The 9,734-nt window shown below is 71.4% G+C and carries 14 protein-coding genes; 6 read left to right on the forward strand and 8 right to left on the reverse strand.

The features are described from left to right. Both CF8_RS11435 and CF8_RS11440 read left to right on the forward strand, forming a co-directional pair. The gene (locus CF8_RS11435) at positions 1-684 is read left to right on the forward strand and encodes a potassium channel family protein (RefSeq protein ID WP_408635562.1); all 684 of its coding nucleotides are present in this window, start codon (positions 1-3) and stop codon (positions 682-684) included. Continuing rightward, a complete protein-coding gene (locus CF8_RS11440; protein ID WP_010833281.1) occupies positions 681-1,352 on the forward strand; it encodes a potassium channel family protein in 672 nt (223 codons plus the stop codon). The genes CF8_RS11435 and CF8_RS11440 overlap by 4 nt, the downstream gene beginning before the upstream one ends. 15 nt (positions 1,353-1,367) lie before the next feature. Here CF8_RS11440 and CF8_RS11445 read toward each other — a convergent pair whose 3' ends face one another. The 4 genes from CF8_RS11445 to dut are packed head-to-tail and all read right to left on the reverse strand — an operon-like array spanning position 1,368 to position 3,684. Next, on the reverse strand, positions 1,368-2,141 hold the full coding sequence (locus CF8_RS11445; protein ID WP_010833282.1) for a DUF3159 domain-containing protein: 774 nt from the start codon (positions 2,139-2,141) through the stop codon (positions 1,368-1,370). Then, positions 2,138-2,530 carry an OB-fold nucleic acid binding domain-containing protein gene (locus tag CF8_RS11450; protein WP_051204459.1) on the reverse strand — a complete coding sequence of 131 codons (393 nt, stop codon included), beginning with the start codon at positions 2,528-2,530 and terminating at the stop codon, positions 2,138-2,140. The genes CF8_RS11445 and CF8_RS11450 overlap by 4 nt, the downstream gene beginning before the upstream one ends. An 8-nt stretch (positions 2,531-2,538) precedes the next feature. Continuing rightward, a complete protein-coding gene (locus CF8_RS11455) occupies positions 2,539-3,189 on the reverse strand; it encodes a DUF3710 domain-containing protein (RefSeq protein WP_051204202.1) in 651 nt (216 codons plus the stop codon). A gap of 42 nt (positions 3,190-3,231) precedes the next feature. After that, on the reverse strand, positions 3,232-3,684 hold the full coding sequence (gene dut, locus CF8_RS11460) for a dUTP diphosphatase (RefSeq protein WP_036492948.1): 453 nt from the start codon (positions 3,682-3,684) through the stop codon (positions 3,232-3,234). Positions 3,685-3,768: 84 nt separating this feature from the next. On the opposite strand from dut, the gene CF8_RS11465 reads away from it, so the two are divergent. Next, on the forward strand, positions 3,769-4,212 hold the full coding sequence (locus CF8_RS11465; RefSeq protein WP_010833286.1) for a DUF3093 domain-containing protein: 444 nt from the start codon (positions 3,769-3,771) through the stop codon (positions 4,210-4,212). A gap of 29 nt (positions 4,213-4,241) precedes the next feature. After that, the gene (locus tag CF8_RS11470; protein ID WP_010833287.1) at positions 4,242-4,562 is read left to right on the forward strand and encodes a DUF4235 domain-containing protein; all 321 of its coding nucleotides are present in this window, start codon (positions 4,242-4,244) and stop codon (positions 4,560-4,562) included. Between the two features lie 98 nt (positions 4,563-4,660). On the opposite strand, the gene CF8_RS11475 is transcribed toward CF8_RS11470, so the two are convergent. The 3 genes from CF8_RS11475 to CF8_RS11485 all read right to left on the reverse strand — a co-directional run bounded on the left by CF8_RS11475 (position 4,661) and on the right by CF8_RS11485 (position 7,032). After that, positions 4,661-4,951, reverse strand: coding sequence for a DUF4193 domain-containing protein (locus tag CF8_RS11475; protein WP_010833288.1), 291 nt, complete (start codon positions 4,949-4,951; stop codon positions 4,661-4,663). Positions 4,952-5,104: 153 nt separating this feature from the next. Continuing rightward, complete coding sequence (locus CF8_RS11480; RefSeq protein ID WP_010833289.1) at positions 5,105-5,935, reverse strand: inositol monophosphatase family protein; 831 nt, start codon at positions 5,933-5,935, stop codon at positions 5,105-5,107. Continuing rightward, positions 5,932-7,032: a ferrochelatase gene (locus tag CF8_RS11485; RefSeq protein ID WP_010833290.1), complete on the reverse strand. Its 1,101-nt coding sequence runs from the start codon at positions 7,030-7,032 to the stop codon at positions 5,932-5,934. Before CF8_RS11485 ends, CF8_RS11480 begins: the two co-directional genes overlap by 4 nt. A gap of 43 nt (positions 7,033-7,075) precedes the next feature. Between CF8_RS11485 and CF8_RS11490 the strand changes: the two genes are divergently transcribed. Then, positions 7,076-8,377, forward strand: a complete 1,302-nt coding sequence (locus CF8_RS11490) for a D-arabinono-1,4-lactone oxidase (protein WP_010833291.1) — start codon at positions 7,076-7,078, stop codon at positions 8,375-8,377. A gap of 22 nt (positions 8,378-8,399) precedes the next feature. Here CF8_RS11490 and CF8_RS11495 read toward each other — a convergent pair whose 3' ends face one another. Continuing rightward, positions 8,400-9,038 carry a trimeric intracellular cation channel family protein gene (locus CF8_RS11495; RefSeq protein WP_010833292.1) on the reverse strand — a complete coding sequence of 213 codons (639 nt, stop codon included), beginning with the start codon at positions 9,036-9,038 and terminating at the stop codon, positions 8,400-8,402. A 119-nt stretch (positions 9,039-9,157) separates the two neighbouring features. Between CF8_RS11495 and sepH the strand changes: the two genes are divergently transcribed. Continuing rightward, positions 9,158-9,734 (forward strand): septation protein SepH (sepH, locus tag CF8_RS11500; protein WP_156887328.1); only part of this gene is annotated, 577 nt, incomplete at its 3' end.

A 9,734-nucleotide genomic window follows, 5' to 3' on the forward strand; every position in this document is an offset into this window, starting at 1 on the left:
CTGCGTTACGGTTCCCTCGTGCATGTCGTCATCATGGGCTGTGGCCGGGTCGGTTCGACCCTCGCCCGAAGCCTCGAGGATCGCAACCACACGGTGTCCGTCATCGACAGCGACCCCGATGCGTTCCGCCGGTTGGGTCCGTCGTTCAACGGGGACAAGATCACCGGTTACGGCTTCGACCAGGAGGTCCTGGAGAAGGCCGGCATCCGTCGCGCCGACGCCTTCGCGGCGGTGTCGAGCGGTGACAACTCCAACATCATCGCGGCCCGCGTGGCGCGCGAGACCTTCGGCATCCAGCAGGTCGTCGCGCGCATCTACGACCCCGGCCGCGCCGAGGTCTACCAGCGCCTCGGCATCACCACGGTGGCCACGGTGAAGTGGACGGCCGACCAGGTGTTGCGGCGGGTGCTGCCCGCTGGCGCCGAGCCCGACTTCCGCGACCCGTCCGGCACGATCCGCGTCGACCACATCCAGGTGCCGGAGAAGTGGATCGGTGAACGGACCATCCACTTCCAGGAGCAGTCCCGCACCCGCATCGCGTGGATCGACCGCCTCGGCGAGGGCATGATCCCAACCCGCGAGACCGTCATCCAGGAAGGCGACATGCTGCACCTCGTGATGCGTGAAGAGATCGCCGCGCACGCCTATGCAGTGCTCGAGCGCGGACCCGAGGAGCACCGATGAGAGTCGCCATCGCCGGAGCAGGTGCCGTCGGCCGTTCGATCGCCCGTGAGCTGATCGACAACGGTCACCAGGTGCTGCTGATCGACAAGTCCCCCAACGCCATCCGGCCCGAGCGCGTGCCCAACGCCGAGTGGCTGCTGGCCGACTCGTGCGAGCTCTCCTCGCTGGAGGAGGCCCACTTCGACCGCTGCGACGTGGTCATCGCCGCGACCGGCGACGACAAGGTCAACCTGGTGACGTCCCTCCTCGCCAAGACCGAGTTCGGCGTGCCGCGCACCGTGGGGCGGGTCAACCACCCCAACAACGAGTGGCTCTTCACCGAGGCCTGGGGGGTCGACGTCAACGTGTCGACGCCGCGCATCATGTCCGCTCTCGTCGAGGAGGCCGTCAGCGTCGGCGACCTCGTGCGGCTCTTCACGTTCCGCCAGGGCAACGCCAACCTCGTCGAGATGACGCTGCCCCCGGACTCCCCCTACGTCGGGACGCCGAGCGGTCTGGTGCCGTTCCCCGACAACTGCGCGCTCGTCACGATCCTGCGCGACGGTCAGGTCTACACCCCGAGCGGGGACCAGCCCCTGGAGTCCGGCGACGAGCTGCTGTTCGTCGTCCCCTCCGACGTCGAGGAAGAGCTCGAGCGGCTGCTTTCCCCCCGCACCCACGGCGGCTGAACCCCCGGCAGCAGGTCAGTCGGCAGCCGGACCCGTCGACGTCTGCTGGGTCGAGGACGCCGAGGACGTCGCGGTCTCCGTCATCGGGGTGTGGTTGCGCGCCAGCACCCACACCATCGCGCCGAGCGCAGCGAGCTGCAGCGGCCAGCCGAGCCCGATCTTGGCGACGCCCAGGATCGCGACGGCGGTGTCGGGGTCCATCGATCCCGAGTTGCCGGCCAGCCAGATGGGCGCCTGCACGACGACGCGCAGCATGCACGGCAGCACCAGCAACCACGTCAGCCGCGTGCACAGCTTCACGATCTGCTTGTCCTGGTGCCACGCGGTGGGGTCGCCGGTCACGCTGCCGACCATGAACCCGACGATCGGCCAGCCGATCAGGCAGGTGAGGGCCAGCACCACGGTGTAGCCCGAGTTGTAGAGGATCCCGGGCAGGAAGTAGGCCAGCGCCTGCTCCTGCTCGCTGCCGCCGCTCGCCGCGGACCTCGCCACGAACAGCCAGCCGATGCCGATGCCGACGAGGGCGTTGACGACGAACTGCACCGACGAACGCTGGACGAGGCGCACCACCAGCAGCAGCACCGCCGCCGAGACGCTGAGCGCCAGCGCCAGCGTGAGCTCCCCCGTGGTCAGCCACAGGACGGTGAAGGCGATGGTCGGGACGGCAGCCTCGATCATGCCGCGTCGACCGCCCAGGGCCTGGGAGAGCTGCCGGCGGACGACGGCCTCCACGGTCTCGACGGAGGCTGGAGCTGCGGACTTCACGGGATCGGTCACCGGGCCGGTCACGGAATCAGCTCGTAGCGCGGGTTGAACAGCACGCGGTGACCGGTCGCGGAGCCGATGCGACCCTCGACGCGCATGGCGCGCCCGGGGCCGATGCCGGCGATGCGCCGACGGCCGAGCCAGACGATCGTGATGACGCCGCTGCCGTCCTCGAGCTCGGCCTCGAGTGCTGGTGCGCCGCCGCGCGGGCGCAGCGTCACCGTCTTGATCGTGCCGCGGAGGCTGACGCGCTCGCGGTCCGGCGCCTCGGCGATGGAGACGTCACCGGCGACCGAGTGGGTCGCACGCAGGTCACGGGCGTGTGCCTCGCCGCTGTCGGCCCAGCGCGAGAGGCTGCGCCGCAACCGGCTCCTCTTGTCGGCGGAGTCGGCGTCGGATGTCGTGTCGCCCATGACGGCGTTCACTGCACCCGTCGAGCCTGGTCGGGCAGGATCGCCGGGAGCGGCTCGCCGACCGGCATGGCGACCGCACCGCGGCGTACGACGACCTGGCCCAGCGCGTCCTCCCAGTCCTGCGCCGAGTCCGGCTGGAGGGCGGGGCGTCCCAGGAGTGATGCGCGCAGCATCCAGCGGTCGCCGTTGATGCCGATGATCCGCGACGGCTGGAGGCCCACGGAGCCGTCGGGCTTCTTCACCGGGACCTGGCACATCAGCTCGGTGCCGAAGCGACCCTCGCGCTCCTCGGCCTGGCCGCCCCTGCCGGCGATGTCGGCCTGGATCTGCGGACGCACGGTGCCCCAGAGGTCACCGTTGCGGGGGGCGGCGAACGCTTGGATCTCCAGCGCACCGTCCTGCCCGGCGAGCATGACTGCCTGCACCGTGCCGCTGGCCTCGTCGACCTGCAGCCGGAGCTCACGACCCTCGCTGGGTGCGATCAGCAGCGACCCGAGGTCGACACGCTGCACCCCGTCGCCGGCGACCTGGGACTCGTCGAAGGGACCGTCGGTGCGCGGCTCCGCCGGCTCGGACGCAGCCGAGGTCGCCTCGACTGCGGGCTCGCTCGGCTCCGTGCCCACCTCGGGGGTGGGCTCCGACTTGCGACGGAACTTCACGTCAGTCACTCCATTCGTCGTGATGCAAGAATTTCGGGCGGCTCATGTGCGCGCGAAGCCACCAGTAGAACCGTAGCCCCCCGCGCCGCGAACGGAGTCCGGCAGTGCGTCGACCTCGACGAAACGCGCGCGCTCGAAGCGCTGGATGACGAGCTGGGCGATGCGGTCACCGCGCTGCAGGCTCACCGGCGACACCCGGTCGTGGTTGACCAGCAGCACCTTGATCTCGCCGCGGTAGCCCGCGTCGACGGTGCCGGGGGTGTTGACGATGGACAGCCCGTGGCGCGCGGCCAGCCCGGACCGCGGGTGGATCAGGGCGACGAAGCCCTCCGGCAGCGCGATCGAGATGCCGGTCGGCACGAGCGCTCGCTCCCCCGGCGCCAACGTCACGTCGACCGCGGTCTGCAGGTCGGCACCGGCGTCGCCCGGGTGGGCGTAGGCGGGCATGGGCAGGTCGCGGTCGAGGCGGACGATCGCGACGTCGAGGTCGGTCACCGGCAGGTCGATCTGTTGGTCGGACACGGGCGGAGAATCTACCCGGCAACGTGACCTCAGCACCGCCCCCATAGGCTCTCCCGCGTGGAGTTCGCGGAACGGCTGAGCGTGCCGCTGCGCTGGTGGGTGCAGGGGACGATGCTGGTCGCCACCTTGTGGCTGGCCCTGGTGGTCGCCGTACCCCTCGCCGTCGCCTGGACGGTGACCGGTGTGGCCCTTGCTCTCATGGTCGCCCTGTTCGTGTCGTACGGCGCTGCGCGGGTCACCGTCGACCGCGACGTGCTCCGGGCCGGGGCCGCCCACATCTCCACCGACCACGTCGGCGCGGTGACCGCCCTCGACGCCGAGGCGATGCGGCTCCAGGCCGGCCGGGACGCCGACGTGCGTGCCTTCCTGCTGCTGCGGCCCTACCTCAAGCGCGGGGTGCGGGTCGACCTGACCGACCCGAGCGACCCGGCGCCCTACTGGCTGATCAGCTCGCGTCGCCCCGACGAGCTGGCGGCCGCGCTCACGACTGCGACCCGCTGACACCTGCAGCACTGGGTAGGGTGGTTCGTATGGCATCTGACAGCAGCAAGGCATGGTCTGCCTTCTCGCTCGTCGCCGCCCTCGGGGCAGCAGCGGTCGCGAAGAAGGGCCTCAACACGACGTGGCGGGCAGCGACGGGCAAAAACCCGCCGGCCAACCCCGCCGACCCCGACGTCGACATCCTGGAGGCCGTCGCGTGGGCCGCTGCGAGCGGCACGTTCGTCGCGCTGGCCCGAATGTTCGCCACCCGCCGGGCGGCGAACTACTACGCGAGGTCGACCGGGCACCTGCCCAAGCCCCTCCAGAAGGACAACCAGGACGCCGACGCCGCTGCGGCACCGACGACCTGACCTCCTGCACAGAGCACTCGAGGCCGCGTCCCCCTGGGGGGACGCGGCCTCGTTCGTGTTCTGGGTGACCAGGCCCGAATCATCGGGCCCGCATCAGCTCACACGCAGTCGCGGCAGATCAGCTTCTTCTCGTCCGCGAGCTGCGAGCGGTGGTGCACCAGGAAGCAGCTCATGCAGGTGAACTCGTCCTCCTGGCGGGGCATCACCTCGACAGCGAGCTCCTCGTGCGACAGGTCGGCGCCGGGCAGCTCGAAGGATTCGGCAGCCTCGGTCTCGTCCTCGTCGACCTTGCCGGAGTTCTTGTCGTGGCGACGAGCCTTGAGCTCTTCAATGCTCTCTTCGCTCTGGTCTTCCTCGGTCTTGCGCGGCGCGTCGTAGTCAGTAGCCATCTTCGTCCCTCTCACCCTCAGCACGAGTCCCCTGGGTGTGGGGCCTCGTCATGCTCGTCGGCGCCAGATTGTGCACCATGTAGGTCCGGTCCGCCACGGCGGACCCGATCAGTGCGGTGAACAGGTGATGAAGCCCTCGTATTCCCGAGCTCGTCAGGCCAGGAATCCGGCCCGGCCCAGCGCGGCCACGAACGTGTCCCAGCCGTCCGCCGGCGCCCCCACCACCAGGGCCTCGACGGCCGCCTCGGGGACGATCTCGCGCAGCCGTCCGGGCAGCAGCCCGAACCGCCCACCGGCCTCGGTCAGCACCAGTCCACCGGCGCTGTGGTCCCACGGGTTGGGGCCCTCCTCGACGTAGGCGTCGCCGCTGCCGTCCGCGATGTGGCACAGGTCCAGGGCGCACGACCCCATGCGCCGGATGTCGCGCACGTGCGGGAGCAGCGCGGCCACGCAGGCGGCCTGGTGGGCGCGCACGTCGCTGCGATAGCCGAAGCCCGTCAGCACGAGCCGTTCGGCGAGCGGCGGGCTGGGGCGTACGGCGATGGGCCGGCCGTCGCACGTCGCGCCGGCGCCCCGCGCGGCGGCGTACTCCGCCCCCGAGGAGCCGTTGACCACGACGCCTGCGACGACCGCGCCGTCGACCTCGGCGGCGATGGACACGGCCCAGTCGGGCAGGCCATAGAGGTAGTTGACCGTCCCGTCGATGGGGTCGACGATCCAGCGCACGCCGCTGGTGCCGGGGTGGTCCTCACCCTCCTCCCCCATGATCGCGTCGTCGGGTCGCGCGGCCAGGATGCGCGAGCGGATGAGCTCCTCGCACGCGCGGTCGGCCGCGGTGACGACGTCGACCACGCTCGACTTGGTGTCGGCGACGGCGATCCCGCCGTCGCGCATCCGCCGCGCCAGGGCGACGGCGTCGCGCGCGACGAGGAGCGCGAGGTCGCGCAGGTCGGTGGCGACGTCAGTGCCCGCGTCCGGGTTCACGAGTCGAGCCCGCACAGTGCGGGCCGCTCGCCACGCGGATTGGGACAGCAGCCGACTGCGCAGACCTCGGGCCACGCCGACAGGTCGCCGACCGCCGCACGCTCGACGGGCTCGCCGCGCTCGGCCGCGGCCCGCTCGACGAGCAGGTCGCGCACCATCGCGACGAACCGCGGGTCGACGCCGGGCGTGGCGGCACGCACGGCCTCCAGCCCGAGCTTCTCGGCGGTGGCCAGTGCCTCGGTGTCGAGGTCGTAGATGACCTCCATGTGGTCCGACACGAAGCCCACCGGCACCAGCACCACGGCCCGCGCGCCACGCTCGGAGATGGTCGCGAGGTGGTCGTTGACGTCGGGTTCGAGCCAGGGCGTGCGGGGCGAGCCGGAGCGCGAGCAGTAGACGAGGGTGTGGTCGTGGTGGCGCCCCGTCTCCTGGCGCACCCTCGAGGTGACCTCGGCGGCGACGCTGAGGTGCTGGCGGACGTAGGCGTCCCCGTCGGGTCCGCTCGTCTCGGCCATGTCGGTGGGGATGGAGTGGGTGACGAAGACGAGCTCGGCGCGCTCCCGGACGCTGTCGGGCAGCTCGGCGAGGCCGGCCAGGGTCGCGTCGACCACGGGCTCGACGAAGCCCGGGTGGTTGAAGTACTGGCGCAGCCGGTCCAGGCGCGGCCCTCCCTCGACCGTGGCCGCCGCGTCGGCGAGGTTCTCGCGGTACTGCCGGCACGAGGAGTAGGACGAGTAGGCGGAGGTGGTCAGGACCGCGGCCCGGGTGATCCCGTCGTCGCGCATCGTGGCCAGCGTGTCGGCGAGGTAGGGGTCCCAGTTGCGGTTGCCCCAGTAGACCGGCAGGTCGATGCCGCTGCCGGCCAGGTCCTCGCGGACGGCCGCGAGCAGCGTGCGGTTCTGGTCGTTGATCGGGCTACGACCGCCGAAGAGGAAGTAGTGCTCGCCGACCTCCTCGAGCCGCTCCCGCGGGATCCCCCGGCCCCGGGTGACGTTCTCCAGGAACGGCACGACGTCGTCCGGCTTCTCCGGCCCGCCGAACGACAGGAGCAGGAGCGCGTCGTAGGGCGAGACATCTGGACCGGTGGCGGAAAACATGGCCTCAGCCTAGTGATGCCACCCTCGTCACTACTCTCGTCCCATGGCTCCCTGGACGAACTGGGCAGGCACCGAGGCTGCTGATCCGCGCCACGTCGTGACCCCCACCACGACCGAGCAGGTCGTGCAGGAGGTCGAGCGTGCGATCGCGCAGCGGACCACGGTGAAGATGGCCGGCACCGGGCACAGCTTCACCGGCATCTCCGCACCCGTCGACACCATGCTGCGACCCGACCGCCTCGCCGGCATCGTCTCGGTCGACCGCGACGCCATGACCGTGACCGCGCTGGCCGGCACTCCCCTCCACGTGCTCAACGCCCAGCTCGGGCGGCTGGGGCTGTCCCTGCACAACATGGGTGACATCGAGGAGCAGACACTGGCCGGGGCCACCTCCACCGGCACCCACGGCACCGGCGGCACCGTCGCCTCGCTCTCGGCGCAGATCGCGGCGTTCTCCATGGTCACCGGGCGCGGCGAGGAGGTCCACGCCTCGCCGTCGTCCCACCCCACCCTGTTCGAGGCCGGCCGGATCGGGCTCGGGGCCCTGGGCGTCCTGACGGAGATCACGCTCCACGTCGAGCCGCTGTTCGCCCTCCAGGCGCACGAACGGCCGATGTCGTGGGACACCGCGCTGTCGACGTACGACGAGATGACCCGCGAGCACCACCACGTCGACGTCTACTGGTTCCCGCACACCGACCGGGTGATGACCAAGGTCAACGACCGCCTGGCCGAGCTGGACGACCTCCGCCCGCTGAGCCGCTGGCGGCACTGGCTCGACGACGAGCTCCTGTCCAACACGGTGTTCGGGATGATCACGTCCCTCGGCACCCGCGCCCCCGCCACGATCCCCCGGCTCAACCAGGTGTCGGGCCGTGCCCTGTCCGAGCGCTCCTACAGCGACATCGCCCACCGGGTCTTCACGTCACCGCGACGCGTCCGGTTCAAGGAGATGGAGTACGCCCTGCCGCGCGAGGCCGGGCTCGAGGCGCTGCGGGAGGTGCGCCGGGTCATCGACGCGTCCTCGTGGCGGATCGGCTTCCCGGTCGAGATCCGCTCGACGCCGGCCGACGACATCGCCCTGTCGACCTCGTCGGGCCGCGCGTCGATGTACCTCGCGTTCCACGTGCCCGTGCGAGCCGACCACACCGACTACTTCGCCGGCGTCGAGGACGTGCTGCGGGCCTTCGACGGCCGCCCTCACTGGGGCAAGATGCACACCCTCGCGGCCGACGACCTGGCCAAGCTCTATCCGCGGTACGACGAGTTCCTCACGCTGCGCGACGAGCTGGACCCGGACCGGGTGTTCACCAACCCCTACCTCCGACGGGTCCTGGGCGACTGATCGCGCGGCCGCGAGAGCCGGCTCAGACGTTGGACGGCCCGCGCGGCAACGGGGCGCGGATGTCGAGGACGATCGAGAGCAGGCGCAGCACGAGGCAGACGCCGAAGCCGGCCGAGGCCACGAGCGCGAACGGCTGGCCGGCGAGGTCCAGGGCCACCGCGATGCCCGCTCCGGCCAGGGCCGGCGTGGCGTAGAGGTTGCTGTTGAAGATCTCGGGCGGTCGACCGGCCAGCAGGTCGCGGACCATGCCGCCGCCGATCCCCGTCACCATGCCCATCAGCGCCGCGGGCACCGGACCGAGGCCGTACTCCACGGCCTTCAGGGCCCCCGTCACGCAGAAGAGCGACAGCCCGAACGCGTCGAAGACGTCGACCACGCGCTCCAGCCGGCCCACGGTCGGGTGGAACGCGAAGGTGACCAGGCCGGCGGCGACCGGCACGATCAGGTAGCGCCAGTCGGCGAGCGCGGCCGGGGGCGTCGCGTCGATCAGCACGTCGCGCAGGAACCCGCCGCCGAGGCCGGTCGTGCCGGCGAGCACCAGCACCCCGAACACGTCGAAGCCCCTGCGCACCGCCACCAGGGCTCCGGAGATGGCGAAGACGAAGATGCCGAGCAGGTCGAGCACGACCAGGGCGGCGGCCGAGTCCGGGAGGGCGATCACCGGAGCACGCTATCCGTAGGCACGCCGCTCCGGTAGCCGGGCTCCACGCCCGCGCTGGCGTAGGCTCGTGGGGACCGGACACAGGCGTGTCGACCACCACCTGCAGGAGTGCAGCATCCATGGCCCACCTCACGCTCGCGGGACTGAGCGACGACGGGAAGCGCCTGCTGCTGGTGGATGACAACGGAGCCGAGTTCACCCTCGACATCGACGCCCCCCTCCGTGCCACCCTCCGTGGCGAACACGCCCGCATCGGCCAGTTGGAGATTCAGATGGACAGCGCCCTTCGCCCCCGCGACATCCAGACCCGCATCCGTGGCGGCGAGACGGCCGAGTCGGTGGCGCAGGCGGCCCAGACCACGATCGAGAGGATCATGGTCTTCGCCGCGCCCGTGCTCGCCGAGCGCGCCCACGTCGCGCAGCGCGCCCAGGCCTCCTCGCTGCGGCGCAAGGCCGGCGACACCGGTGCCCGCACGCTCGGTGAGGCCGTCAGCGCCCACCTCCACACCTTCAACATCGATCCCGCTGTCGTCGAGTGGGACGCCTGGCGCCGTGAGGACGGCCGCTGGACCCTCACCGGCGCGTTCCGCACGGCGCAACGCAAGGGCACGGCCACCTTCGCCTTCGACATGCGCGGCAACTTCGTGACCTCCGAGGACGAAGACGCCCGCTGGCTCGTCGGCGAGGCCGTCGGCC

The organism is Nocardioides sp. CF8, assembly GCF_000389985.1.
Classification (GTDB): domain Bacteria; phylum Actinomycetota; class Actinomycetes; order Propionibacteriales; family Nocardioidaceae; genus Nocardioides; species Nocardioides allogilvus.

Excerpts from the sequence above, each read along its gene's own strand:
- CF8_RS11490 (WP_010833291.1), top strand. The coding sequence starts at position 7,076 with ATGGCTCCCTGGACGAACTGGGCAGGCACCGAGGCTGCTGATCCGCGC.
- CF8_RS11440 (WP_010833281.1), top strand. The coding sequence starts at position 681 with ATGAGAGTCGCCATCGCCGGAGCAGGTGCCGTCGGCCGTTCGATCGCC.
- CF8_RS11470 (WP_010833287.1), top strand. The coding sequence starts at position 4,242 with ATGGCATCTGACAGCAGCAAGGCATGGTCTGCCTTCTCGCTCGTCGCC.
- CF8_RS11450 (WP_051204459.1), bottom strand. The coding sequence starts at position 2,530 with ATGGGCGACACGACATCCGACGCCGACTCCGCCGACAAGAGGAGCCGG.
- CF8_RS11485 (WP_010833290.1), bottom strand. The coding sequence starts at position 7,032 with ATGTTTTCCGCCACCGGTCCAGATGTCTCGCCCTACGACGCGCTCCTG.
- CF8_RS11475 (WP_010833288.1), bottom strand. The coding sequence starts at position 4,951 with ATGGCTACTGACTACGACGCGCCGCGCAAGACCGAGGAAGACCAGAGC.